This is a genomic window from Rhodoblastus sp., from assembly GCF_052145335.1.
GTDB lineage: Bacteria > Pseudomonadota > Alphaproteobacteria > Rhizobiales > Beijerinckiaceae > Rhodoblastus.
In genome coordinates this window covers 19,671-44,626 of record NZ_JBKQOU010000063.1, presented here as the reverse complement: position 1 = coordinate 44,626, position 24,956 = coordinate 19,671, and the positions used below count along the sequence as shown (strand labels likewise).

At 55.5% G+C, this 24,956-nt stretch carries 21 protein-coding genes; 8 read left to right on the top strand and 13 right to left on the bottom strand.

The annotated features are described in order from the left end of the window. Positions 1 to 50: 50 nt before the first annotated feature. The 4 genes from ACLP2E_RS04365 to ACLP2E_RS04350 form a co-directional block, all read right to left on the bottom strand. The gene (locus tag ACLP2E_RS04365; protein WP_442465251.1) at positions 51 to 1,151 is read right to left on the bottom strand and encodes a GSCFA domain-containing protein; all 1,101 of its coding nucleotides are present in this window, start codon (positions 1,149 to 1,151) and stop codon (positions 51 to 53) included. Between the two features lie 86 nt (positions 1,152 to 1,237). Then, positions 1,238 to 1,999, bottom strand: a complete 762-nt coding sequence (locus ACLP2E_RS04360; protein ID WP_442465250.1) for a hypothetical protein — start codon at positions 1,997 to 1,999, stop codon at positions 1,238 to 1,240. A gap of 63 nt (positions 2,000 to 2,062) precedes the next feature. Further along, the gene (locus ACLP2E_RS04355) at positions 2,063 to 2,299 is read right to left on the bottom strand and encodes a hypothetical protein (protein WP_442465249.1); all 237 of its coding nucleotides are present in this window, start codon (positions 2,297 to 2,299) and stop codon (positions 2,063 to 2,065) included. An 88-nt stretch (positions 2,300 to 2,387) separates the two neighbouring features. Then, positions 2,388 to 3,152 (bottom strand): ABC transporter permease, encoded by a 765-nt coding sequence (locus ACLP2E_RS04350; protein WP_442465248.1) that lies wholly within the window; start codon positions 3,150 to 3,152, stop codon positions 2,388 to 2,390. Positions 3,153 to 3,595: 443 nt separating this feature from the next. Here ACLP2E_RS04350 and ACLP2E_RS04345 point away from each other — a divergent pair, with 443 nt between their 5' ends. The 3 genes from ACLP2E_RS04345 to ACLP2E_RS04335 all read left to right on the top strand — a co-directional run bounded on the left by ACLP2E_RS04345 (position 3,596) and on the right by ACLP2E_RS04335 (position 6,492). Beyond that, positions 3,596 to 4,516 (top strand): sulfotransferase family protein, encoded by a 921-nt coding sequence (locus tag ACLP2E_RS04345; RefSeq protein WP_442465247.1) that lies wholly within the window; start codon positions 3,596 to 3,598, stop codon positions 4,514 to 4,516. A gap of 220 nt (positions 4,517 to 4,736) precedes the next feature. Next, a complete protein-coding gene (locus ACLP2E_RS04340; protein WP_442465246.1) occupies positions 4,737 to 5,813 on the top strand; it encodes a hypothetical protein in 1,077 nt (358 codons plus the stop codon). An 88-nt stretch (positions 5,814 to 5,901) separates the two neighbouring features. Beyond that, the gene (locus tag ACLP2E_RS04335; protein WP_442465245.1) at positions 5,902 to 6,492 is read left to right on the top strand and encodes a class I SAM-dependent methyltransferase; all 591 of its coding nucleotides are present in this window, start codon (positions 5,902 to 5,904) and stop codon (positions 6,490 to 6,492) included. Positions 6,493 to 6,601: 109 nt separating this feature from the next. Here the strand turns inward: ACLP2E_RS04335 and ACLP2E_RS04330 are convergent, their stop codons facing one another. Further along, positions 6,602 to 7,519: a glycosyltransferase family 92 protein gene (locus tag ACLP2E_RS04330; RefSeq protein ID WP_442465244.1), complete on the bottom strand. Its 918-nt coding sequence runs from the start codon at positions 7,517 to 7,519 to the stop codon at positions 6,602 to 6,604. Positions 7,520 to 7,772: 253 nt separating this feature from the next. Beyond that, entirely contained in the window at positions 7,773 to 8,669 is an 897-nt protein-coding gene (locus tag ACLP2E_RS04325) for a class I SAM-dependent methyltransferase (protein ID WP_442465243.1), read from the bottom strand. Positions 8,670 to 9,065: 396 nt separating this feature from the next. Between ACLP2E_RS04325 and ACLP2E_RS04320 the strand changes: the two genes are divergently transcribed. After that, positions 9,066 to 13,517: a rhamnosyltransferase WsaF family glycosyltransferase gene (locus ACLP2E_RS04320; protein WP_442465242.1), complete on the top strand. Its 4,452-nt coding sequence runs from the start codon at positions 9,066 to 9,068 to the stop codon at positions 13,515 to 13,517. Positions 13,518 to 14,182: 665 nt separating this feature from the next. On the opposite strand, the gene ACLP2E_RS04315 is transcribed toward ACLP2E_RS04320, so the two are convergent. Beyond that, positions 14,183 to 15,352, bottom strand: coding sequence for a polysaccharide biosynthesis/export family protein (locus tag ACLP2E_RS04315; protein WP_442462692.1), 1,170 nt, complete (start codon positions 15,350 to 15,352; stop codon positions 14,183 to 14,185). 257 nt (positions 15,353 to 15,609) lie between these two features. Next, positions 15,610 to 16,908, bottom strand: coding sequence for a glycosyltransferase family 4 protein (locus ACLP2E_RS04310; RefSeq protein ID WP_442465241.1), 1,299 nt, complete (start codon positions 16,906 to 16,908; stop codon positions 15,610 to 15,612). 404 nt (positions 16,909 to 17,312) lie between these two features. Between ACLP2E_RS04310 and ACLP2E_RS04305 the strand changes: the two genes are divergently transcribed. Continuing rightward, positions 17,313 to 18,035, top strand: coding sequence for a CDP-alcohol phosphatidyltransferase family protein (locus ACLP2E_RS04305; RefSeq protein WP_442462694.1), 723 nt, complete (start codon positions 17,313 to 17,315; stop codon positions 18,033 to 18,035). 201 nt (positions 18,036 to 18,236) lie between these two features. On the opposite strand, the gene ACLP2E_RS04300 is transcribed toward ACLP2E_RS04305, so the two are convergent. Beyond that, positions 18,237 to 18,767 (bottom strand): S1 family peptidase, encoded by a 531-nt coding sequence (locus ACLP2E_RS04300; RefSeq protein ID WP_442465252.1) that lies wholly within the window; start codon positions 18,765 to 18,767, stop codon positions 18,237 to 18,239. A gap of 534 nt (positions 18,768 to 19,301) precedes the next feature. On the opposite strand from ACLP2E_RS04300, the gene ACLP2E_RS04295 reads away from it, so the two are divergent. Continuing rightward, positions 19,302 to 20,597: an O-acetylhomoserine aminocarboxypropyltransferase/cysteine synthase family protein gene (locus ACLP2E_RS04295; protein WP_442465240.1), complete on the top strand. Its 1,296-nt coding sequence runs from the start codon at positions 19,302 to 19,304 to the stop codon at positions 20,595 to 20,597. Positions 20,598 to 20,680: 83 nt separating this feature from the next. On the opposite strand, the gene ACLP2E_RS04290 is transcribed toward ACLP2E_RS04295, so the two are convergent. After that, positions 20,681 to 21,016 (bottom strand): phasin family protein, encoded by a 336-nt coding sequence (locus ACLP2E_RS04290; protein WP_442462696.1) that lies wholly within the window; start codon positions 21,014 to 21,016, stop codon positions 20,681 to 20,683. 158 nt (positions 21,017 to 21,174) lie between these two features. After that, a complete protein-coding gene (locus ACLP2E_RS04285; RefSeq protein ID WP_442465239.1) occupies positions 21,175 to 22,422 on the bottom strand; it encodes a NupC/NupG family nucleoside CNT transporter in 1,248 nt (415 codons plus the stop codon). A gap of 160 nt (positions 22,423 to 22,582) precedes the next feature. On the opposite strand from ACLP2E_RS04285, the gene ACLP2E_RS04280 reads away from it, so the two are divergent. Further along, positions 22,583 to 23,113: a flavin reductase family protein gene (locus tag ACLP2E_RS04280; RefSeq protein WP_442462698.1), complete on the top strand. Its 531-nt coding sequence runs from the start codon at positions 22,583 to 22,585 to the stop codon at positions 23,111 to 23,113. A 144-nt stretch (positions 23,114 to 23,257) separates the two neighbouring features. Further along, on the top strand, positions 23,258 to 23,449 hold the full coding sequence (locus ACLP2E_RS04275) for a hypothetical protein (RefSeq protein ID WP_442462699.1): 192 nt from the start codon (positions 23,258 to 23,260) through the stop codon (positions 23,447 to 23,449). A 97-nt stretch (positions 23,450 to 23,546) separates the two neighbouring features. Here the strand turns inward: ACLP2E_RS04275 and ACLP2E_RS04270 are convergent, their stop codons facing one another. Further along, entirely contained in the window at positions 23,547 to 24,203 is a 657-nt protein-coding gene (locus ACLP2E_RS04270) for a 3-oxoacid CoA-transferase subunit B (RefSeq protein WP_442462713.1), read from the bottom strand. Positions 24,204 to 24,205: 2 nt separating this feature from the next. Further along, the gene (locus tag ACLP2E_RS04265) at positions 24,206 to 24,865 is read right to left on the bottom strand and encodes a CoA transferase subunit A (RefSeq protein ID WP_442462700.1); all 660 of its coding nucleotides are present in this window, start codon (positions 24,863 to 24,865) and stop codon (positions 24,206 to 24,208) included. Positions 24,866 to 24,956: the final 91 nt, after the last annotated feature.

Genomic DNA, 24,956 nt, shown 5'->3' with positions numbered 1-24,956 from the left:
CCCCGATCCGATTCAATCGGATCGGAAAAGGCTCTAAGCCGAATTTCGCCCTACATATCGCGGCGCAAATCAAGGGCTTCCTCGTCGCACAGGACTTTCACCGCCTCTCGCGCGGCCGAAATGGCCGGATCCTGCTCCGGTTCGCCGGAGCGCAGCGTCTCGTCCGTGGGGCGCCGCAATTCTTCCTTGAAACCTGTTTTCAGGAAATGGCGGTTGAAGATCGCCATGACATCGGCGACGCCTTCTTCGGTGACCGAGCGTTTGTCTTCCGCGAAATAGTTTTTCTCTGTGAAGCCCCCGGCGATGAATTCGTAGGAGGGAAAATAGGCGACCCTGTCCAAACCTCGCGTCAACATCTCGCAAGCCACGCGCAGGACCGACTTGGAATAGCTCGTCGAGCACAATACATGGCGCGGCTCGGCGGTCGCGACCAATGGCACCGGGGAGACGGTCAGGATCACCCGAGAACCGGGATTGACGCCGCGCAGGCGAGCGATGAAATCCCTCATGTCGCCGACGACGTCATCGACGCTCAGATTGACGAATTCATGGCGTTCCCGCGAAAACTCGCCCCCGACGACGCCGGGACATACCGGGAAAGCCGCGCCATCCTCGCGGGAGCGCCACATTTCGGTCAGGCCCAGCGTGAAGACGAACACGTCGAGCGTCTCGAAAGCCTGGCGGACGGCGCGCAAATGCCTTTCGCGGTCGATCTCCAGCTCCTTTTCCGAACCGAAGCCGCGCGGCTGAATATTGGGGCGAAAAGGGTCGATCACCGCGCCGGCGGCGCCGAGCCACAGGCTTTCGCGGGGCGTGAAACGGCCATAGGCGCGGTCGAACGTCTGGACGAGCTGCCGGCTGGTGTAAATATTGCCGTATCGCGCTGTGAACACGCCGTAATTCAGGGCTTGCGCGGCACTGGGCCCCATCATCGGGGGAGCGGGTTCGGTAAGCAAGAAATTGTAACCGCCGGCCTTGAGGTATCGCCCGATATGTTGCGCGAAACAGCTTCCGGCGGTCGCCACCGAGTCTTTCGGCCCAAACTGGAAAGGGACGCCGACGACCGGGTCGAGTCCGTCCGCCCCGACATTCGCCACTGCGCGACGCCAATAGGCGTGATCGGGGAGATTGGAATAGGGATGCGGAGCCATGAACCTATCCACAGAGTTTCAAGCGAAGTATACCGGTTCGCATCCAGAAAACGCACACCGAATCCCAATTCGATCGGATTTGATCTCTACGCCGCGATCGCGCCGGAAACGAGGCCGATCGCTTTCTCGATCATGGTCTGGCCGAACAGTTCATTGGCGTGGGTCGCGTCGCGTCCACAGGCTGCCTCGACCAGCATTCCATTGGAATCCATCATTTCAAGCGGTGTGTCGATATAGATGAAGCCGATTTTATGGCACAGCTCGCGATAGAGGCCAGCCTGCACGCGCCAGATCTTGTATCGCAGGCAATCGGGGGCGAGATTGCCTGGATCGATCGATTTGTCAAAAATACCCTGCGGATGGAGCAACACCTGGCGGAGGGGCAGCGGCGGCGGCGGCTCGATCAGAGCTATAGGCTTGTCTGTTGCATCGCGAAAAGCCTGCAGAAGGAACAGGCCGTCGGCCATTGCTTCCCACAAGGTTTCGCGGATCGTCGCCTCGGGGTAAATTTCCGCGTCCGGATCCAGAGCAAGCGCCGGATTTTCTGACAGGATGAAGTCGTAGCGCTGCTGAAACCGGGCCAAACCGAGGACGTTATGTTCATTGCCGCCGATCGACAGCAGGATGCCCTGCGGATCTTTTTCGCCGAGTTTCGCGATGATTGCAGCATTGAGCGACGCGCCTTCCGGCCCAGGCGACAAAGCCGGAACAAAACAGGGGTCATGCAGATAGTGAAACCGGCCGTCAACGAACGGAGCGAGAAAGGAAGGGCCCTTCGCCTGCAATGCGTACCAGCCCTTCGCCAGAGCGACGACGTGGCTGTGTCCAAATCCAACAAACGACGCCATTTGCAATCCACGAAGAATTTTCAGGGAACGCCGGCCCTTGTCAAGAGAGCGATTTTGGCGCGGTCAAGGGAGGTCAGGTGAGACTTCGATGCCTATGGGCTCGCCGAAGGCAATGGGACCGGAAATCTGTCTTTCGACGGCGATCACCCGATAGCGCCTTCCGTCTATCCTCACCAGCCGGCCGACTATATCTTCCGCTGTCGCCGCCATGGCAAAAGGCGAACGAACCGCGATCATCTCCCGCCCCTGATAGTTATAGGGGTAAAAGGCTTCGAGCGCGATTGCCTCGACAGAGGTCATGAGATTGGCTCCGGATTCAAATTTCTCCGCCAGCCTGGCGGGGCTGGCCTTTGGGCAAGGTTGTTTTGACGGATTTAACAGACGAGCGTCAACCTGTCAGGATTTTGCCCCTCAGCATCCGCTCGCCCAGCAAACCGAGGAACAAAAGGAAATTTGAAACAAAAAAAACATAGAAAAAGCTGTAATCCTCAAATAAATAATTGTTAAAAAACGCGCCGCGCAAAAGGCCGACCAAATGGTACAGCGGATTGTACCACATAAGGTCGCGCGTAGTTTCCGAAAAGAAGGTTGCTGGTATAAATACGCCTGACGTAAGATACATGGCTATAAAGGAAAATACAACGAGCAGTATTCCTACGATAAGTGAAAATGAGACGATTATGACGCCGAATATTCCAACTGAGATACCAAAATAAATCGCTAGAGCAATTGTAGCACAAGCCTGGGTAATGTCGATTGGCATTACGGCTACGCCAGCGAGCGCCAGGATGCCGACAAAAACCGCGAAAACAAAAAAGGACGATAGAATTTCAAGAATGGCGCGGGAAATTATGAGATGCATCGGCTTGAAGATTGGAAACTGCAGCAACGATCGATTTTGCGCGACTGTCATCGCCGTGAATCGCGCGGGATAGAGGCACAAGATATAGGGAGCCACGCCGGTTGCGATAAATATGCTCGGGTCGTCTCCAATAGGTGCGATACGATTAGAGAGTGTATAGGCTACTAACATCACCAACATATGTGTCAAAGGCCATCCAATGGCGATGAGGTAAGCGAAATAGGACCTCCCGTAGCGCGTACGCATATCGCGCAAAATCGACGCGACAATTATCCTGTGAAGGCTGGACACTACGGCAATACTCCCGTCAAAAGGTCGTTTTGCACTTAGGATGAGTCTTGGTGGAGTACTTTTACAAGATCGCATGCGCGATCTTTCCCGTCAAACTCTGCCGTCCGTGTCGCGCGGCCGCAGGTCGGAACGGTTTTCGCTCGCGCGCTCTTTACGTGGCGACTCGCCATGATCAGCCTCATCGAGCTTGCGCTAGCCCGCATGACCCTAACAAACGGCTCGACGCCGTTCGCCTCATGAGGCGAACGGAGGCGTTCTCGGTTTCAGTTGCATAAAATGGCCCGCGGCTCACTTTCCGCGATGCAGGAGGATTTCGCCCCGGAGGAACCCAATTATCATTGGCGCTACAGGATAGTATTGAGTTCGAAGCCCGTGCGATATAGCCACTTGCTAAAGATGGTTATAAACCGTTATTTAAGTCAATTTTGAATTGAGTGGACATCATGAAAATTGCGCTTCTCGTCCTGGGCATGCACCGCGGTGGCACGTCGGCAGTTGCCGGCGCGCTAGCCTGTGCTGGAGCTACGCCCCCGCGAAATCTTTTGCCAGCCAATTCGTTTAATGAACGCGGTTACTTTGAAGCAGCTCCTATCACGCATTTAAACGATGAGATATTAGCTTCGTTAGGCCGCTATTGGAATGATTGGCGGAGTATCGATTCCGATTGGGTTTCGTCCCCCTCGGCTGCAATTTTCCGCGAACGAGCTGTTAAATTGCTATTTGACGAATATGGGGATGAACCGCTGGTTGTGGTAAAGGATCCACGGATTTGCCGCCTCGGCAAATTTTGGCTGTCCGTGTTGCATGAAGCTGGCTTTTCAACTCGTGTTATCATTCCCGTCCGCAACCCAATTGAAGTCGTTCATTCATTAAGCAAAATGCATGGCTTGTCGATTGACGACTGCTTGCTGATTTGGCTTCGGTACATGCTCGACATAGACTTGGTTACAAGGACAGTGCCGCGAACTTTTATTGCGATTGATGATTTTTTGGCGGATTGGCGTGGCGCGTTAATCAAAGCTGGCGAAGAGCTTGAGATTGACTGGACAAACATCGACGCCGACGATGTCGTGCAAATAGATCAATTCATCGATCGGAACCTCAAGCATTATAATTTTCGCGATCGCTTTCCGACGCATAATTCTGAGTGGATTTTACGCGTCGAAGAAGCCTTTGCAATTTTAACGCGGGACCGCAACTCGAAGCTTGCAATTCGCGAGCTTGACTTGGTCGCCGCCGAGTTTGACCGATCTTGCGTTCTCTTTGATCCTGCATTTACCCTTATGCAGGAACAAATATTCCGAGACCGGGAAGCTATTGCGAGCCTCTTAACACAACTCGATGTATTGAAAACGGAAGCGTGATCTGATTTTCAGGCGACTTTCAGAACATCAGGCGGTGTTGCTTGACGATTTGGCCATGGAGAGAAACAGTCCAGAATTTCGTGTGTGGCTTGGGCTAGCGCGGAAAGGTTTTGCGCTTTGGCGTGCTTGGGCGAAAGGTTCGTATTGCCTGGAAGCGAGTCAGACAGAGGCAAATGACGTTCGCGTCATGTTCTTAAAGGCGTAGAAGGGGAAAGAGTTAATGTATTCACAAAACAGGGGCTGGATGTCTTTCAGGCCGCAAGAGCATTTAATTGAAGAAAGCGCTACCTCTGGCGATGTATCTCATATTAATGACGGCGAATTGGTTGATAGAATTATATCAGCATATCACCAAGCTGTAATTGGGCGCGTCGGAGATCCGGAAAATTTTTGGCTAAGTTTATATGGCCCTCTCAAGGAGCCGATACATGATGCTCTCATTTCGAGGAACCATGAAGAGACAACGCGGTTGTTGCGGGATCCTCGCAGTAATTTTCTATTTTATGGGTTTGAAGCTCTGTTTCAGGGTCTCAATGAGAATCCGGCTTGGCTCAGTCTTCAGGCGTCATCCCATTATGATGGGTTGCTGAGGCTATGCGAGGCAGTCGGCGTTATCGCGATGGAGGATCCGGAGGCTTATCGGTTCGATCAGGATCCGCCCCCGAAAAAGCCCATTGAAAGTCTTCTTTTGCTGCTTGACCACGCCTTCGGCTTCAGGGTTACATTTCCGAATCCTTACCCGCACGAGTCTGGCTTGGCGACAACGCGCGGCGTCGCGAGCCAAAGAGCCATTCATTCCTTGTATCTCGCTTGGCGGTCCACCACCTTTTTGACGGGGATTGCAAACCCACGCATTTTGGAAATAGGTGCTGGCTTAGGCCGGACGGCTTTTTATTCGAGCCAGTTTGGCATCAAGGACTATTCCATTATTGATATCCCGATGACTCTAGCGGCCCAGGCCTATTTTCTAGGAAGAACATTGGGGGATAATCGTATTACCTTGTGCGGCGAAGCAGGCGACGCATTAGTGAAGCTTATGCCACCTAAGTATTTTCTTGATTCAGATGAAAAATATGACCTGGTTGTTAATGTAGATTCTTTGCCTGAAATCGGGGAAGAGTTTGGAATGAGATATATCAAGGAAATTGCCCATCGATCACCCCGCTTCCTCTCCATCAATCATGAGTTGCTGCCGTTTATTGTCAAGGATGGCATGCAACAGGTATCTTGTAGATCAAGCACACGTCATCCCTATTGGATGAGGCGCGGATATTTAGAGGAGGTTTTCACGTTCTAGCTGGCTGAAGCGTTCTGCCATTAGAGATTTGCGTGGTTGACAAGCCTCGGGAGGCTCTTTATCGCTTCGAATATGCACAGGGGTGGAAATGGTTGCCTATGAAGGCTTGCGCGGTCAAGTCAGCAGTGATGAACCTCATCTTGGAGGGAACGTTGTCGAAGGCGACCCCTTCACATTTGCTCCTCGTGTTTGGGATTATTTGATCAACCGCTTTACCCCACGATCTGTGCTCGATATCGGATCAGGAATGGGGTACGCGGCCCGTTATTTCCACAGTAAAGGCTTGGCCGTCATTGCCTCCGATGGTTTGAAAAATAATGTCGAGCAAGCGTTGTTCCCGACTTTTTACACAGATTTGACACAAGGTCCTATTTTCTGCCGGGTCGATCTTGTGCACTGTCAAGAAGTGGTGGAGCACATTGAGGAGGAATACGTGGATAACGTGATTCGTTCTCTCGCATGTGGAAAGATCATCGTGATTACTCATGCTCCTCCGGGACATGATGGCCATCACCATGTAAACTTGCAGCCAGCCGAGTATTGGATCAGCAAAATGGCGACGGCAAATTGCTTTCTGCTGGAAAAAGACACTGAAAGAGTTCGACTCTACGCCAAAGAGGACGGCGCGGAGTTTTTAGAAAACACCGGTCTAGTGTTTTCCAATAGAAGCCTTTTCTAGGGTTAGGGTCTTTAACTGTTAGAATTGGGCCGGATATTCCAAGGAAGCGGGCAGCCATTTAGCGTGTGAACACGTTTCATAGCCCGACCAATTGAGAGCGGCTTATTGGTTACGGCCCAATGCGTAGCTTTTTAGCGAGATGCTGGGTCCAAAGATCAGCGAGATATGTGTCCTCGACCTCATTGATCATATTGAGGTAGGCCGGCGCCTCGCCGCGGTCATAAAGGTCTTTCCACAATTGTTGCGCGGCGAAGCCTCCTCGCTCTACCCTGCGGATGAAATCCTGCTCGGATTTGAATTGGAAATGTGCAACATAGCCGGTTTGAACAATGCGTTCGGGCCACCCTTCGGCGGTGACGATGTTCAGTGCATTTTGCGGAAATTGCTCGGTATAGTCCCGCATATCCTCTCCGAGGACATTGCATATATTGAAGGCGCCTTCCGCATAGTAATTGTTCCAGAAATGGGTGAACGCCAATCCGGTTCGACGAGCGCCTTCCATCGCGCTTTCGGCGGTGACCTTCGCTGTACGGAAAAACGATTTGGTGTGAATATCAATTCGTTTGGAACGACGCGTCAGAGCCGATAAGGTAAAGGAGCCATCGCGCTGCTTTCTCCCGTTGTTTCCGAACAAGATCCAATTGAAATAAACGCAATCCACGCTTCTATCAAAGCGAGTCATGAACGATGCGATATTGTCGTATTGCTTAAGGACGATAAACTCATCAATATCCAGGAAGCAGCACCATTCAGTTTCACCTTTGTAATTATCAAGATAATCTTTGTACATTGGCAGTTGCGCCCCGGTCTCTGTCCAGTGCACAAAAGTCACAAATGGATCCTGCCGTGCAAGATAGGGCAGGACGCGCTTCAACAATGTTTCGGGTGTATCGTCATTACAGTACAAATAAATATGGTCTATGCCTATTAATTTATGGTATTCGATCCATTCGACAATGTCGTCGTCTTCCCATCTTGCGCAGGCTGCCAACGAATAGCGAAAGCGCGGGGTTTCCGCCGTGACCATTTTTGAGTTTCCCGCTTTGATGGACTACGTTGAATGTTTTATTGCAAGCGCCCAGGCCACGATAGGGACATGTAGAGACGTTGTCGAGCGGTTCCGTCTCGGCTACATGACATGCCTTATCCACATATCATTTTTGGCCATTACTACCTCAATTGATCTAGTCCGGAATTTTGGTGAGGGTGCAAATCTTGCGCCAGATTCGGTTCCATCACCAACCCAATTGCGACAGGTGAACAGGTCGTCGATGATTGATCTACGCGATAACGATTCGCATGTGCGCTTCCGCCTGCTCTCGACAAGCTCGCGCCAGCAGACTGAGCCGCGCCGCATGGGAAATCTGCACAGGCTCGCTTTTAATGAGCTCGACAATGAACTCGCCGCCTCCGTCGGAAAGCACTCTGTTCGGGTACAGTCCTGTAAGCCCGAGCGCATTGAGCTCGCAAAGGATCAAAAGCATAGAGTGTGGCGTAAAAACCCAAGCATGCGCATCCGTGTAAGCTGTGGCCGGCTTTGATATAAGTTCATAAATGTCTTTAAGTGGGTTGCCATTTGCCATTTCTAAATGATCAAAAACCTCGCCATTCCGCCAAGTGACCTCTCGATGATTGGCAACAACAATTGAGTTGGTATCATATATAGCACTTAAAGAATGAAACGGTGCTGACTGGATGTAAGCTGCCAGCCACTGCCCAGTTGAAGTCAGTGGACGCAATAGGTCGAAGCAGCCGCGCTTGTCTGGCACGACCATGAGGAACGATCCCTTTTCACTTAAAAGCCGCCGTATGGAACGCAGGTGCGCAACGGGATTGGGGATATGCTCAATATTATGACTTGAAATACAGAAATCAAAGGTACCCAAATGCTCATCGGGGATAGCGCCATCAAGATTTCCATCTTGTACAACAAAATCAACACGCTGAATGTTACTTATTGTCTCGAGACTTAAATTATTACGTGTATAATGAGCAATTAAGTTGTCTTGAGTGTCATGGTCGACGGTATACATGTTAAGCCCATCTGTGCGATGCAATATAGGATTGTATGAGCCGCCAATTTCTAGCAATTTTTGATCTTTTGTGAATTGTGATAAAACAAATTCAATCCTATTCATGCCGATATCGGATAAAAACTCCACGAACGGAAGGCTCATATCGTGCCCTTTATTACCCGGCGGCTAGAATAAACATTGATGCTCATCGGCAGCCGACGGTTGATGATCGCTTTTACGGTTATCCTAATCCATTGGTGGCTAAAAGCAAATAATTCATTGCGAATTGCTCGGGGGGATCCCAAGTCCGCAGGAGCTTAGGGCCGCTGATTTTTTGCAGAATTTGATCAAGGTAAATTCGCGTTTTACGCGAGCCCTACTCTTTTGCTGATAAATAGTGTATCAGCAGGAATGCATATCGTTATCGTTGAGTCGCCATTTTGGAGGGCTGGCTCCGTGTTCACGGACGACGCGAGCTGTTCGAAAGGGCTTGCCCCGCTCTCCTCGCTTCCGCCTACGAGGTCGCTGCCTGTTAGGTGAAACGTTCGGATCCGTCATATGGTTCTCATGCAAAGGTTTCAGTTCCTGACAGGGCCCAACGAAAGTATAGCCAAGAAGCTTGTGTCCAAGCTATTTTCTGAGAAGTGGTATAACAGCCAAATCCCGCAAACGTCTGAAGCGGACAATGATGCATTGTTGCACTATATCCGGGTAGGTTGGCGCGAAGGCCGGTCGCCTCACCCTCTGTTTGATGGCGTTTGGTATCTTTCCAAGTATCCTGATATCGCCCAAGCAAACGTTAATCCGCTATTGCATTTTATGACTTTCGGTTGGAAGGAGGGGCGCTCTCCTCATCCGTTTTTCGACTCTATGTGGTACCGAGCGAAGAATACTGAAGTTGTTCCGACGGGTACAAACCCCGTTATTCATTTTTTGAAAGCCGGTGGGGCCGAGGGGCTGTCGCCGCATCCCCTGTTTGATTGTAAATGGTATCTATCGCAATATCCAACTATGACGGAATGCGGCCATAATCCCTTGGTCCATTTTATTGAATATGGCTGGCGCGAAGGCAGATCGCCGCATCCGCTATTCGACGCGAACTGGTATTTCCAGAACAACACCGATGTTGCCCATGCTAAACTGAATCCGTTATTGCACTATATAAATTCCGGCCATCGCGAAGGGCGGTCGCCACACCCGCTGTTCGATGCTATTTGGTACGCGTGGAGCAATCCTGACGTTAACCCGGCTGAAATAAATCCACTTTTGCACTTCGTCGAGTATGGCTGGAAAGAGCATCGGTCGCCGCATCCGCTTTTCGACATTGATTGGTACCTCGAACAAAACCCAGACCTGGCCCATGCTGGGTTAAATCCTTTGGCGCATTTTGCAACTATAGGATGGAAGGAAAAGCGTTCGCCTCATCCTCTGTTTGATACTCGCTGGTACCTGGCGCAAAATCCCGACGTCGACAGCGCGGGAATAAACCCTTTGGTGCATTATTGTAGTTCAGGCTGGCGGGAGCATCGTTCGCCGCATCCGCTTTTCGACACCAAATGGTACCTCGATCAGAATGAAGATGTGCGAGCGGTTGGCTTAAATCCTCTCGTACATTTTACCAGTTCAGGATGGCGGGAGCGTCGTTCTCCACATCCCCTCTTTGATGTTCGATGGTACTTGAATCATTATCCTGAAATCGAATCGGCGGGCCTTGACCCTGTCAAACATTATTTGGGTAAGGGCGGTCGTGAGGGGTTCGCCCCGAATGAGCTTTTCGATAGCGCCTTCTATATCAGAAACCATGAATCGATCTCCTCTACCGGAGAGAATCCTTTAATTCACTATGTCACGCTGGGAGCTGAAGAAGGCCGTGCCCCACACCCCTTATTCGATTCTGAATGGTATTGCGCTCAGCATCCTGAGCTCGCAGAACATGGTGGAAATCCTCTCGTTCACTTTTTGACGGTTGGCGCTCGCCTTGGTTTCACGACGCACCCCGCGGATAAACATAGCGCCACTTGCGAAGTGCTTGATATACCTTACGAAGTGATAAAAATACCTGAGAGTGTCAAGGACAAGGATGTTTGTATCTTTGTTACATTTAGCGCCGATGGTCATGTATACGATCACGTAACTGCTTATCTTTCGGCGCTGCGCTTGAAAGGATGGGTTGTAATAGTGGTTCTCGCGACGAATGGTTTGGCAAAGCCGTTGCCGTTCGAGTTGACAAGCGCCGAAGGATTAATCGTTCGCATAAACCACGGTTGGGATTTTGCGGCGTGGGCGACGGCGCTTGGTGCGCTACCTCAGTTATGGACGGCGCGCACGCTTTTGATGACTAACGACAGCGTTTATGGCCCCGTGAATTTCGAATCCTTCGACCGAATGCTTGCTGCGATTCAGGTCTCGAATTCAGACGTCGTCGCTCTTACCGACAGCTATCAGGCCTGGCGCCACTTTATGTCCTATTTTTGGGTGTTGAAACAATCTGCTCTCAGCTCGCCGGTAATCAGAAACTTCTGGGCAGGCATAAAGAGCATTCGAGACAAAGAAGAGCTGATAAAGCGATATGAATTGTCTATGTTGCAAAAATTCCGGGCGGGTGGCCTGACCGTCGACATCTTGTTTCCTTCCGACGAAAACGATCCGACGCCAGGGAATCCGACGTTAGCTCTTTGGCGCCAATTGATCGAGCGCGGATTCCCCTTCGTTAAAGTCCAGGCCCTACGCGATTCACTTGAGGGAGTCGATGTTTCGGATTGGAGAGATGTATTGAGCTTCAATCCTACGCTCGTGGAAAATATCTCTGACCACCTTCAGGACATAAGAGGTTCCACCGCCCCGATCCGCCCTGCGCCGTTTCCGGCGCCTAAGCGGCGGTTTGTGCGTCCGCGAAAACTTTCCACGTTTTATGGAGCGACAACCGCGACGCGATTGACCGAGGAAACCGATCTCGTACTTGAGACTCCGTTCGGTTATTCACTGCGAAAAATCGACCTTCCAGAAAAGGTCGCGGCGATTGTACATATCTTCTATGCCGATATGGCTATTGAATTGCGGGCCAAACTCGAAAACATTCCGATTGAAACCGATATCTTCGTGTCGACCGATAGCATCGCTAAAAAGGAGCAAATCGAGGGGAGCTTTGCTGGCTATGCAAATGGAAAGTGCGCGGTTAATGTATTTCCGAATATCGGTCGCGATATCGCCCCCATGATTGTCGGGTATAGAGATGTTTTTGACGAATATGAATATTTTATTCATATTCATTCTAAGAAATCGCCGCACGACGAGATATTTGGGAAATGGCGATCATATTTGCTTGATAATATCTTAGGTAATGAAAAGGCTGTCAGTAGTATATTATACACGCTTCGTCAGACCGATGTAGGGATTGTGTTTTCAGACCATTTTCCTGCTGTTCGCAATTTAATTAATTGGGGGTATAATTTCAACTCTATCAAAAGTGTGCTCGGGCGTTTTGGTGTTAGCTTAGACATCGATCTTCCGCTCGATTTTCCTTCCAGTTCATTTTTTTGGGGTAAGACGTCAGCTTTTAGGCCCTTGCTTCAGCTTGGCTTAGGTTGGGATGATTTCCAGGCCGAAGAGGGTCAGGTTGACGGTACTTTGGCGCATGCGCTCGAACGCTCTGTCCTGTTTGCCTGCGAGGCAGCCGGGTTTCGTTGGGTCAAGGTGTCCAACTGTAGCAATACGCCCTCGGCGCGTTTATTGCCGGTCCACTATCCGGAGGATTTGGAGCCTGCTCTGCTGCAGGCGCATCGACCTTTAATCGGCAATCCGGTGCGGCCTTTTGTTTACCAAAACATCGTTCCGGAAGTAAAAAAACAGGCGACGCGCAAGGACGCCGGACCGCGGCCTCGGCTAAATTTGCTGTTGCCAACGCTCAAACCTGAAAAAGTTTTCGGCGGAATATCAACAGCGATGCGCACCTTTAAAGAGGTGGGCGCCGCTCTAGGTGAAGATTTTGATTTGCGTATAATCGTGACATCCGATCCCGTCGACCTGCCTTCGACACAGGCGCACCCCGACTTTTGCCTGGTTAGGCTCGGCGCCTCATATGACAATTTCCGCCACACGATCGTCGATGCTAGCGACGTTGACTATGGCGGCGAAGTTCCAATCCGATCCAACGATATCTTCTTGGCCACGGCTTGGTGGACGGCGGCGGTCGGACAATCATTGGCCCAAGCGCAAGTACGGTATTTCGGCAAATCTACGCCGTTTATATACCTTATTCAGGATTACGAACCTGGTTTTTACAAATGGTCGAGTCACTACGGCTATGCATTGGCAACGTATACAAGAGGACGTGATACGATTGCGTTGGTCAACTCGGAGGAGCTTGCCGCTTTCGTACAATCCAAATTCCTCTTTTCAGAGGCTTATGTGGTACGCTACAAGGCCAATCAAGCGATAATAAGCTCTCGGAAAGCTTTGCCGCGAGAGCGGATTATTCTATTATATGGGCGCCCGACTACAGATAGAAACTGCTTCGACACCATTCGCGGGGCCTTGCTTCTCTGGCAGCACACAAATCCCGTCGTTGCGCAGCAATGGCGGATCGTTTCCGCTGGAGAAGAATATGATTCGGCTTATGTTCGTGGAATACTGAATCTCGAAATCAAGGGCAAGATGACGCTTGAGGATTACGGTGACATACTCAGCAGGTCCTCAATCGGCATCTCTTTGATGGTTTCCCCGCACCCGAGCTATCCGCCGCTCGAAATGGCGGAGGCTGGACTGCTGACGATCACCAATAATTACGAATACAAGGATATGACAAAGAGAAGCAAGAACATCATAACGATTGGAGAATTGACGCCGGATGCTTTGGCCTTGGCGCTGGAGGCAGCGGTTTACTCGGCTGAAAAGTTTATCGGAAGCGAGCGTCAATTCGATGAAATTGGCCCGCTGCATAGCGATTTTCCCGACTATGATCCGCAACTGCTTGCCCAAAGGTTAAGGCGATCATTAGACAATATTGCCTGAGAACTGCGCGATCGATATGAACCGCTTTTTCGTGGGGCAAGCAGCATAATAGGGCTGTCGAATGCGAAGGGGACACGCTCCACGTCGCAGCGTCGATATCGACGAGGAATGGCGCCGCGCCAAGCGATGCCTTAGCAGGGCGCCGAAAAAGGGCAGGATCTCTTCGGCGACGGGCCGCTTGCTGATTTTTATTGACGATTCTTGTTGCGGGAGGATGAGGTTCCTGCTTGCGGGAGGTCATAGCAATAGCGCTCGTCCTTCGGACATTTCATGATCTGAAGGACGCTGTTGGCCTCACGGACGGCACGCTCCGTTTCGGCCGAAAGACAGCCCCTGTATCGGAATACGTTGGCGACATATGAATCGATCTCCTTTTCGCAGCTCGTCCGGTCCTTGGGGGCCTTGGAGAGCTGATCGACGCAGGCGGGAGGGTAGGGCGGGGCGCAGTAGCCCCAGCTCCAGCGATCATCCCGTGTCTGCGCGTCGAAGAAAAGATTCGCTGCCGGCAAGGGAGTACAAAAGACCATAAGCAGCAAGGTTGCGGCCGGCGCCGACCAAATCCAACGCCGATGCGGGACGCGACCGGCGGAGATTCCTGGTTGGGTCGCCCCCGCTATCGACAAGGATACTGGTCCTCCAACGGCTTCGACGGAACGGCCGCACCGTCAAATTCTGGAAACGGCTAATCCCATGACGGCCGGTTGGGCGGCGGTCGTGAACATCTGCATCGCCTTGTAGAATTCGTTGGACGGCGACGACGCAACATAGATCATGTCCTTGTTGTGGACCTGCATATGGCGCGCGACGAAATAGGTGTTCGTATCCTTCAGATTGATCCGGTAGACCACGTTGACGGTGCGGGCGCCCGGCTCGATCGGGAAGGTTGGGTCGAGTTCCCGCGCCAAAGAGACGGGCTCGGCGCGCATCAGGAAGACGCCCTGGGGATCGGCGAGGCTGTCGAGAATGCCGCCGGATTTGGCGACGGCCTCCTCCACGGTGAGGCCGACGGCGTCGAACGGCACCATGGCGTTGCGTCCGGTCGCGCCAAATACCGTAAAGGTCTGCGGCTGCAGCTCGACAGTGATGACGTCGTTGGCGCGGGCGTAGACGTTTTCGCGTGGATTGGCGAGCAGGGCCTGCATGGGGACGCGCGCCGTCGTGTCGCCGCGCGAAAGGGCGATGAAGACCTCGTGAACCGGCGCCTTGACCCCGCCGGCCGTGGCGATGATGTCGAGAATGCGGTCGCCTCTGCCGGTCAGCGGCACACGTGCGCCATTGGTCACTTCGCCGGTGACTGTCACTGTGTTGCTGACATTGCGCGGCACGGTCACGAGCGCCTGCGGCTCGATGGCCTTGCCGGTCAGATGGTTGACAATGGTTTTTTCGACCTCCGCGGGGCTCATCCCTGCGACATGGATGCGTCCGGCGTAGGGAACGGTGATCGCGCCGTCGCGCCCGACAACCTGTTCTGGAATGCTCGCGGAATGCGAGCCGGCCGTGACGCCGCCGACTGCCGCCGAGGAAAACAAGCCGCCCGACGCGGCTTCCCAGACAGTGACCTGAATGGTGTCGCCCACGCCGATAACGGAGGAAGGAGGCGCGCCTCTTTCGCCGAAACGGCCGTACAGCGATGGCCTGGGGCTGTGGTCGAGAATCGAGACGGCGCGTTCGTTGAGCTCTACAGTCAGATAGCGCGGAATTTCCGTCTGATCGGCGACCCGTTCGCCCAGAACCTGGCTCGTCGTAGGCCCAGCCGACGGAAGAGTCGAGCAGCCCGCGGTGGCCAGCGCGAGGCCGGACACGACGACCGAAGCTATCTTGGGAAACAACCGCATCCAGTCCTCTAATTCCGCTTTGGGGCAGCATAGGTGACGCTGCGTCGGTAGCAGGTCAATCGCCAAATGCAGTCAAACGAACAAACAAGCCATTTTATGCGCCATCGTGGCGCAAGGGGCACATGGCGCCGTTAATATAGCTCAAGCTGCAGTATTTTGTCGGACCTACCAACGTTATGGTTAAATTTGTTGCATTGGCGAATAAGCAGAGCATGTTGCCACATTCATTGCGTTGTTAATCTCCGATATAAATGGCGTCAGGGCGCCAGTTGCCTGAGGAACTCGTCGAGTTTACCCAGGCGCGCCGTTTCGCCTGCGGTTTCAACGCCATTTTCTGCGCGGCGCTCGGATGGCGGCTTTGGCGGGGCGAAAGCAAGGTCGATGATGGCCTTGCGCCACGACGGCTCCGACCGGGGATCCAGATAAAGGATGTTTTCGCCCCGCTGTTCGCGAAAGGGCGGAATGTCCGAGGCGGCGACCGGGGCGCCCACTGCCAGCGCTTCGGCGACGGGCAGTCCAAAGCCTTCGGCGAAAGAGGGCGCCAGCAACGCCCGGCAATGATCGAGTAGCCTTTTGTAATCCGGAGTCGCCAGGCCGGCGACCTCGATCACATGGCCACGCAGCGCGTCATCCTCCAGTTTGGCCACGATTTCGTCGCTGCCCCAGCCGCGCTTGCCGACCACCAAGAGTTTGGGCGCGTCGCGGCCATATTTCGCGATGAGATTTCGCCAGACTTCAAGCAGTAGCAGATGGTTCTTGCGCGGCTCGATCGTGCCGCAGGCGATGAAGAAAGGATGCGCCGCCAGTCGCGCATCCAGACTTGCCGGCTCGCGAAAAATGCTGTCGGTCGGCGGCGGCATCCGCAAGACAGGAAGGTTGGGCCGGCCCATCCGTTCCAGATGATCGCGCAGGCTGGATTCGACGCTGGCGCCGGCGACGATGGCCGCCGCGCCGCGCCGCGCCAGCAGTTCGATCCGCATAAGATGCAACTGCGGCTCCCGCCCCCAGAACCATTCCGGTCGGTCGATCGCCAGCACGTCGTGGATCCAGAACACCGGCCGCACGTCGCGACGCTCGTCGAGCCACGCGATGTGGCGCTTCCATTCCAGTGGAAAATGGGTGGCGTTGAAATAGATCGCGCCGCGCGGCGTGGAATAAACTGGAATTCGACCGCTGGGCGGGAGGTGGCGGAACAGGGCGTGAGCGACATTCAGCGCGCGTCTGGGGCGGGGAACGACCATCCGCGAGGCGCCGTCGCCACGCGGCGGGCGGGAGTCGCAAAGGCGCGTCACCACCGCTTCGTAAGCGCACGATCCAGGCGATTCCACCGCATGTTCCCGCCATGCGGCGGCGACCCGCCCGATAGCCGCGCGCGCCAAGGGGTCGGACATCAGGCGCGGCCCGGTAAAGCCGAGGCCGAGCGCGTGGGTTCTGAACTCGCCGTTCAAGAGAAAATGTCGCGCCAGCATTAGATCGACCCGGTCGATTCCATTCGGCGTGGCATGCAGCACGCGCGTCACCAGCCGGGATAGATCGTAGACGAGGGCAGGGGCCATGGCCGGCTTCGAGTTTTGCGCTGGAGCCTTTTTCGGATCCAGGGGAATGGGATGGCGACTCCAGTTGCGGTTTTCCAGCGCCACATTCGCGTTATCCGGAATGCAGATCAATAGGCCCGAAGAAATATCGGGTCGGCCGATATGACGTAAGAGCATCTCGTATTTGCCGGGGCAGTCACCGGGTGTATTCTTTCGTATCAAAGAACTGTTAGAATATGGGACAGCCTCATCCCTGACCTATAGTGAAAAAGGTAATTTTTTTGCATTTCCCTAGGGTACATGGCGCTGTATCCTTAATGACACAGTGTAAATATTTTGGAATTTGCGGCGCTTTCGCTAAATTGACCAAAGGTAATGCTTAACGTATTTCGAACAAAATACGTTAGGTAATGTAAGGCGCGATTATGGCTCCGCAGAGAAATTTGAATCGAAAAAATAGCAGTTTTCTGGCTCACTCCGAGCAAAAACTGATCCAATGGATTCTGCCGCGGATTCCGGCGCGAACGACGTCGCTGCATCTGACTGGGTTTGGGATGGTCGGCTCTTTTGCTGCGGCGGTGGCCCTGATCGGGTGCAACTGGAGCCATTTGTGGTTGCCGATCGTGGCGCTGGGGATTTCGATCAACTGGTTCGGCGACTCGCTCGATGGCGCCCTTGCCCGTTTTCGCAACGAGGAGCGCCCGCGCTTTGGTTTTCTGGTCGATCACACCTGCGACCTGTTTTCCACGATCATGCTGATTGTCGCCTTCGGCTTTTCGCCTTTTCTGTCGCTTGTCGCCGCTTTATCGGTCCTGCTCTGCTACCTGCTCTTTTCCTCCTATACCTATATCCGCGCCGCCGCCCATCACGTTCATCAGATGTCTTATCTTGGCCTCGGCGGGACGGAGTTTCGCATTCTGATGATCGGCTGGTCTTATCTCGCTGCTTTTCTCGAGGTTCGCCAGCCGCTGGTGAATGGACTGTCAGGGCTCGACATCGGTATTCTTGCGCTGGCCGCTATCGCCGTTGTGGCTTTGGCGACAAAAGCGATCGGCGATGCGCGTGACGTGGCCTTTGAAGAAAACATGGGCCTCGGCGGGGCGCCGGAACTTGCCCAGGACGACGTCGGAACGGCTGTCGCATTGTGATGGTTAATGCAGCCCTCGGCTAGGCTGCCAACGGGAATATAGGATTTTTTGAACGATTCAGGGCCGCCTGCGCAAAAGTGCTGTCGGGCATCGAGATCGGCCAAAATTCGGTCGGCGGCCTGCTCCGGCGCCATGCCCTCCGCGTGGATCACGATTTCCGCGCCGTCGAGCCGTTCAAAGGCCTGGTCGATAGCAAACCGTTCAATCGGGCTTGATGAATTGCAGGATCTGCTGCGCTGGCACGAAATATTTGGCGATGTCGATCATTTTGGGCTTCGCGCCCGGGTCTCGCCGTGGCGTGGCGGCTACCTGAATCTTTCGGCTGACGATGCCCATCAAGCAGGGGCTCGTTGGGTCAAAAACGCCCGATCCAGAGTTTCCGGTCGTTGCCACATCGGCGATCAGGGTGTCGAATCGTCCCCCCTGCAGATCCGCAGGTAGCGCTTTAGGCGAAAGGACGTGTGAAGTCGAGACGGCTTGGGGCGTCACGACGATTACGGCCTGCCCGGCGCGTGGCGGCGTCCTGCATATCGGCATCAGCCGCAAGCCGAGACTCGGCGGCAGTTGCCGCACGTCGATGCGCAGCAAAGTCAAATCCACCGTCTCGAATTCTCCTTCCTTGACGACCTTGGCTTCAACAGTCCGGCCGGCAATGGCCACGCTCGGGTTCCCAAGCGTGGAGCGCCCGACTACATGCGCGGCCGAAAGGACCAGCCCGTCGCCGAGATAAATGCCATAGCCGGGCCAGCTTTGCCGAGGATTCCGGAAAATATTGACCGCGAAAGCATGGGGGTCGCTGTCGCTGCCGTCGCTCCGGGCGGGAGCGTCTCGCCCCTGCGACCTGATAGAGTCGCCGGCCCAAACGGGAAAAGCAGGGAAAAAGGCAAGCATCAAGGCGGCGAATTTCAAACCCCACTTGTGGTTGGCAAGAAGCCATGGTTCGAGCCTTGTCATGGCGTCGTGTCGCTCGGTCACTGTGTTTTCCAACTCAAGCTCCGGGCGCGGAGCGCGGCGTCATCATCGCAGTCTTTTGCGATTTGGCGAAAGGCAAAAGTCCGAAGATTTTTCAGTTCACGGTGTTTCAGGGGCAAGGCGCGGGGGCGCAGTCATGAGTAGTTGACTAAAAAACTAAACTAATTATCGTCCCCCAAAATTGTTTGATTGACGCGGCTTGTCGGGCGTGTCTTTTGCGGCCAGTCTGTGGTCGCGCCGCTCGGAAACGGAAATTCCGCGAAACAATGTCGAAAACGTCGCCGGGGAAACAAAATGTCCATTCAGTCGAAAAAGCCCGAAACCATCGTCCTTCACGCCGGCTGGCGCGCCGATCCCGCGACTGGCTCGGTCGCACCGCCGATCTACCAGACCACCAGCTACCAGTTCCGCGACACCGAACACGCCGCCAATCTTTTCGCGCTGAAGGAACTCGGCAATATTTACACACGCCTCGGCAATCCCACGACGGACATATTGGAGCAGCGCCTCGCCGCGCTCGAAGGGGGCGCCGCCGCGCTCTGCGTGGCTTCGGGGCAGGCGGCTTCCGCCTATGCGGTGCAGAATCTCGCTCGCGTTGGCGACAATATCGTCTCCTCGACCGACCTTTACGGGGGAACCTGGAATCTCTTCGCCAATACGCTGAAAGACCAGGGGATCGAGGTTCGGTTCGTCGATCCGACCGATCCCGAAAATTTTCGCCGCGCCACGGATGGGCGGACACGCGCCTATTACGCCGAAACGCTGCCCAATCCGAAACTCGCCGTTTTCCCGATCGCGGAAGTCGCCGCGATAGGCCAGGAGTTCGGCATTCCGCTGATCGTCGACAATACCGCCGCGCCGATACTGACCCGGCCGCTGGAGCATGGCGCCGCCATCGTCGTCTATTCAACCACCAAATTCATCGGCGGCCATGGCGCGGCCATTGGCGGCGCCATTGTCGACGGCGGCCATTTCGACTGGGAAAAATTCCCCGATCGCCAGCCGGCGCTGAACACGCCCGATCCCAGCTATCATGGCGCGGTGTGGACGGAGGCCGTCAAGCCGATCGGCCCGGTCGCCTATATCATCAAGGCCCGCACAACTTTGCTGCGCGATCTCGGCGCGGCGCTGTCGCCGTTCAACGCATTCATCACCTTGCAGGGGTTGGAAACCCTGCCTTTGCGCATCGAGCGCCATTGCCAGAATGCGAGCGCCGTCGCCGCCTGGCTGGCGAATCGGCCGGAGGTGGTGACTGTCATCCATCCGTCGCTGCAGAGCGGCGAAACGCGCGCGCGAGCCGATAAATATCTCAAGGGGGGCTATGGCGGGCTGGTCGGATTCGAACTGGCCGGCGGCTCGCAGGCCGGGCGGAAATTCATCGACACGCTGCAACTCTTCTATCACGTCGCCAATATCGGCGACGCGCGCAGCCTCGCCATTCATCCCGCCTCGACCACCCATTCGCAGCTTGCGGAGGAGGCGCAGATGGCCACCGGCGTCTCGCCCGGCTATGTGCGCCTGTCGATCGGGCTGGAGCATATCGACGATATTCTCGCCGATCTCGGTCAGGCCTTGAAGGCTGCCGCATAAACAGGCGAACTGACCAACGGTAAAATGCGAAGGGCCCAGCCAATGGCTGGACCCTGATATGGCGTGACAGTAACAAGCAGAAATTACTTGCCCTGAACCTTGGCGATCGCGGATTCGACCGGCTTGAAAGCCTGTTTGGCGAAGTTCGTGTAGAGCTCGCCGAGCTTGGTCGACTGCGCGATGAAATCTTCGTAGCTCGTCTTGGTGAATTCGGACTGGAGCTTGAGCGCCTCGTCGATTTGCTTCGTGGCGCTGAGCTTTGCGACGAAAGCCTGGCCGTTCTCAATGGACTTCTTGGAATATTCGCTCGCCTCGGTGGCGATGGCCTGAAGGCCCTTGGCGAATTCGCTGGTGGCAGCCTGAACCGCTTCGATCTGCTCTTTGCCGAACTTCTGGATCTGTTCAAAATTGGCGGACATCGTCGTTTCCTTTGGGATCGCCGTGCGCCTGCTGGCGGCGGCTGTTGCTGGAACCGACCTCAAAGCCGCCCCCGTGCCCACCACGTATGCCGTAACGCCTCGGCCCTGTCAATAAAAATGCTGCACTGCACAATAAGCTTCGTGCGAGGGCGCCTCGATCAATTTAACGCCCCGATCAGCGCGCCGCCCATCAGCGAAGCGAGCGTGCCGGAGACCAGCGCCTTGAGACCAAGTGCAACAATATCGTGCTTGCGTTCCGGCGCCATGGCGCTGACGCCGCCGACCAATATGCCCACCGAGCCGAAATTGGCGAAGCCGCACAAAGCGTAAAGCAGGATCAGTTTGGAGCGCGCGCTGATCGCGCCTTCCGGCAGGTTGGCGAGATCGAGATAGGCAATGAACTCGTTGAGCGCGGTTTTCGTGCCAAGCAACCGCGCCGCGATATCGAGATCGGCGCCATCGACGCCGATCAAAAAGGCTACCGGGCGGAAAATCCAGGACAAGAGGCGCTGCAGCGTCAACGGCGCGCCGAAAACATCGGGCAGGGCGGACAGGACGCTGTTGAACAGCGCCACCAGAGCCAGCAGCACGATCAGGTGGGCGACAATATTGGCGAGAATGACGATGCCGTCGGTCGTGCCGCGAGAGATGGCTTCCAGCGAATTGAGCGGGGGGTCATGGATGACGGTGGCGCCTTCGGCGTCGGGGTTCGGAGCGAAAGGCGTCAAGATTGCCGCCACGGCTATGGCGGCTGGCGCGGAAATCAGCGCGGCGGTCAGAATATGGCCGAAGGCGTCGGGCATGACGGGCAAGAGAATGCGGCCATAAATCACCATCACCGTGCCGGAAATCCCGGCCATGCCTGCGCTCATCAGGGCGAAAAGTTCGCCACGCGGCATGGTTGCGAGATAGGGGCGAATGAGGATCGGCGCTTCCACCATGCCGACGAAGAAGTTCACCGCCGCGCCTGTGCCCAGCGCGCCGCCGACGCCGACCGTGCGCCGCAGCGCGAAGGCCATTGCGCCGACGACTTTCTGCATCACGCCCCAGTGAAACAGCAGCGAGGCCAGGGCGCAGATGACGAGAATTAGCGGAAAGACATGAAAGGCGAGAACCAGCGTCGAGCCCTTGCCGTTGGGCTCGAAGGGCAGGGCGGCGCCTCCCAGGTAGCCGAAGACGAAGGAGGTTCCGGCCTCGGTCGCATGATCGAGCGCCCCTACCGCGCCGGCGAGCGTCGTCATGATGGCGCGGGCGGGCGGAAATTTCAGCAACAGGACCGCCAGAGCGATCTGCAACGCCACGCCGGCGGCGACCACGCGGAACGGAATGGCGCGCCGGTCCTCGCTGACCCAATAGGCCAAAGCCAGCAGGCAGGCCATGCCGAAAAATCCGTGCAGCAGGTTCATGGCTTATCCGGTGGCGCGAGGAAGAAGCTGCAGTCTTAAATCGCCAAACGGCGAAGGCCAAGGGGCGACGGCGGACGTGCGGGACGGGAGTCGCCTTGACAGGGCTGATCCGCTAGCCTTGTGGGGTCCGCGCCCGGTTAGGCGGCAAAGGGACGCAACGATGCGGAACCTGTCTCTCGCCAAAGTCTATCAGAAGCTCGAACCCGGGCCGGTCGTTCTCTTGACCACTGCCATCGGCGGGAGGCCCAATGTCATGGTCATGTCCTGGCACATGATGGTGGAATTCGAACCGCCGCTCATCGCCTGCGTGGTCAGCGCCGCCAACTACAGCCACGCCGCCTTGCTGAAAACAAGGGAATGCGTCATCGCCATTCCTCCAGCCGAACTGGCGAAAAACATTGTCGCCATCGGCAATTGCTCGGGGCGCGACACCGACAAGTTCGAGAAGTTCGGGCTGACGCAAAAGAAGGCGGCCCAGGTTATGGCGCCCTTGATCGTCGAGTGCGGGGTCAATATCGAGTGCCGGCTGGTCGATACCACCCTCGGCGCGCGTTACAATCTCTATATTCTTGAAGCGACGCAGGCCTGGATCGAGCCGAAGCTATCGAAGGCGAAAACCCTGCATCACTGCGGCTTTGGTCGTTTCGCAGTCGATGGCGAGACCATAAAACTGAAATCCGAAAAACCCTGAGGGAACGGATAGCAAGTTTTCAATTACCGAACACGCGTTAACACAAATCAGAACCCGCGCTGACTATATCGGAGCGGAAAACAGGCTCCCGGCTGCAACGATCCCGGTCCGCGCGCGTTTTCGTCGGAGTGACGGGAGGGGCTGATGATTCCGTGCGATAAACCGGTCTCGGAGCAAACGGTCGGCGATATAGCCAGTTGCAGCTGGCAGATCTTCAAAAGCGCCGCCGTTGCGGTCGTCGATCATCCCGGCGGCGCCAGCCTGACCGAATGGGTGATCACGGTTATGGCCGCGCTGGTCCTGCTGATGCTGGTGGGGTCGTTGATTCGTCGTTGACTCCGGGAGCTCAACGGCCGGCTGGAAGGGTCCAGCCGGCGTGAGCAAGGTAACCGAAATACGTGTCTTTTCCGTCTGGCGGCGGCGCTGCCGGGCGTCAGGCCCCGATCGCCATTTCCGGCACCACGTCCGGGATGATGAGATGGGCGGTCGTGGCTTCGACGATCTCGGAGACTTCAATTCCGGGAGCGCGCTCGATCAGGACCAGGCCGGCTTCGGTCGGCTCGATCACCGCCATGTCGGTGATGATCAGGGTGACGCGGCGCGTGGCGGTCAGGGGCAGGGTGCATTCTGGGACGATCTTCGGCTTGCCCTTGGCGGTGTGCTGCATGGCGACGATCACGCGGCGAGCGCCGCTGACCAGATCCATCGCTCCGCCCATGCCCGGCACCATCTTGCCCGGAACAACCCAATTGGCGAGATGGCCATTTTCGTCGACTTGCAGTCCGCCAAGCACCGTGGCGTCGAGATGACCGCCGCGGATCAGGCCGAAGGACATGGTGCTATCGACCGTCGCGGCCCCCGGAACGGCCGAGATGAAGCCGCCGCCCGCGTCGGTCAGTTCCTCGTCTTCCATGCCTTCAGGCGGACGCGAATCCATCCCGACGATGCCGTTTTCCGACTGGAACAATATGCACAGCGCGGGGTCGATATATTTGGACACGCCGGTCGGCAGGCCGATGCCGAGATTGACCAGGGTGCTGGCGTGCAATTCGCGCGCGACGCGGCGCTGGATGATTTCTTCGGGGGTCATGGTCATTGGTGGTTGCCTCTGCGAATGATGTAGTTGACCAAAACGCCCGGGGTGTTGACGCTATCCGGTGGGATCGTGCCCACGGGGAGAATTTCGCGCGGCTCGCAGATCACCGTTTCCCCCGCCATGGCCATGACGGGATTGAAATTCATCGCCGTCAGCTGGTAGGAGACATTGCCGTTGTGGTCGCAGCGATCGGAGGCGATCAACGCGAAATCGGCTCTCAGCGGCGGCGCGAAAAGCCATTCCTCGCCGTCGATGTCGATGACCTTCTTGCCCTTCGCGGCGATGGTGCCGAGAGCGGTCTTGGTGAGGACGCCGCCCAGACCGTAGCCGCCCGCGCGAATTTGCTCGGCGAGCGTGCCCTGGGGCGTCAACTCCACCTGGATCGCGCCGTCGATCATCCCCTTCTGGGTTTCGGGATTCAGACCGATATGCGAAACGATGGCGCGCGAGACCGCGCCGGCGCGGATCAGTTTGCCGATCGCGTAATTCGGTCTTGCGGTATCGTTGGCGATGATGGTGAGGTTGCGAACGCCGCGTGCGACGATGGCGTCGATGGTGCGGTGGGGACTGCCCACGCCCATGAAGCCGCCAATCATCAAAACGGCGCCGTCGGATATCATCGCCGCGGCTTCTTCTGGGGTAATACCCTTTTTCATTGTGAAATCGCCTTGTCTTGATCGACCGGATCGGCTGGAGTTCGATCGGCCGAGCCCCTCTGGAGCCCGGCATCAACCGCAAGCTTGTAAA

Coding starts and splice junctions, on each gene's coding strand:
- ACLP2E_RS04280 (WP_442462698.1), top strand. CDS start 22,583: ATGCGGAACCTGTCTCTCGCCAAAGTCTATCAGAAGCTCGAACCCGGG.
- ACLP2E_RS04265 (WP_442462700.1), bottom strand. CDS start 24,865: ATGAAAAAGGGTATTACCCCAGAAGAAGCCGCGGCGATGATATCCGAC.
- ACLP2E_RS04270 (WP_442462713.1), bottom strand. CDS start 24,203: ATGACCCCCGAAGAAATCATCCAGCGCCGCGTCGCGCGCGAATTGCAC.
- ACLP2E_RS04315 (WP_442462692.1), bottom strand. CDS start 15,352: ATGCGGTTGTTTCCCAAGATAGCTTCGGTCGTCGTGTCCGGCCTCGCG.
- ACLP2E_RS04335 (WP_442465245.1), top strand. CDS start 5,902: ATGGTTGCCTATGAAGGCTTGCGCGGTCAAGTCAGCAGTGATGAACCT.
- ACLP2E_RS04285 (WP_442465239.1), bottom strand. CDS start 22,422: ATGAACCTGCTGCACGGATTTTTCGGCATGGCCTGCCTGCTGGCTTTG.
- ACLP2E_RS04355 (WP_442465249.1), bottom strand. CDS start 2,299: ATGACCTCTGTCGAGGCAATCGCGCTCGAAGCCTTTTACCCCTATAAC.
- ACLP2E_RS04310 (WP_442465241.1), bottom strand. CDS start 16,908: ATGGCCCCTGCCCTCGTCTACGATCTATCCCGGCTGGTGACGCGCGTG.
- ACLP2E_RS04325 (WP_442465243.1), bottom strand. CDS start 8,669: ATGAGCCTTCCGTTCGTGGAGTTTTTATCCGATATCGGCATGAATAGG.
- ACLP2E_RS04275 (WP_442462699.1), top strand. CDS start 23,258: ATGATTCCGTGCGATAAACCGGTCTCGGAGCAAACGGTCGGCGATATA.
- ACLP2E_RS04330 (WP_442465244.1), bottom strand. CDS start 7,519: ATGGTCACGGCGGAAACCCCGCGCTTTCGCTATTCGTTGGCAGCCTGC.
- ACLP2E_RS04320 (WP_442465242.1), top strand. CDS start 9,066: ATGGTTCTCATGCAAAGGTTTCAGTTCCTGACAGGGCCCAACGAAAGT.
- ACLP2E_RS04365 (WP_442465251.1), bottom strand. CDS start 1,151: ATGGCTCCGCATCCCTATTCCAATCTCCCCGATCACGCCTATTGGCGT.
- ACLP2E_RS04295 (WP_442465240.1), top strand. CDS start 19,302: ATGTCCATTCAGTCGAAAAAGCCCGAAACCATCGTCCTTCACGCCGGC.
- ACLP2E_RS04345 (WP_442465247.1), top strand. CDS start 3,596: ATGAAAATTGCGCTTCTCGTCCTGGGCATGCACCGCGGTGGCACGTCG.
- ACLP2E_RS04290 (WP_442462696.1), bottom strand. CDS start 21,016: ATGTCCGCCAATTTTGAACAGATCCAGAAGTTCGGCAAAGAGCAGATC.
- ACLP2E_RS04360 (WP_442465250.1), bottom strand. CDS start 1,999: ATGGCGTCGTTTGTTGGATTTGGACACAGCCACGTCGTCGCTCTGGCG.
- ACLP2E_RS04305 (WP_442462694.1), top strand. CDS start 17,313: ATGGCTCCGCAGAGAAATTTGAATCGAAAAAATAGCAGTTTTCTGGCT.
- ACLP2E_RS04340 (WP_442465246.1), top strand. CDS start 4,737: ATGTATTCACAAAACAGGGGCTGGATGTCTTTCAGGCCGCAAGAGCAT.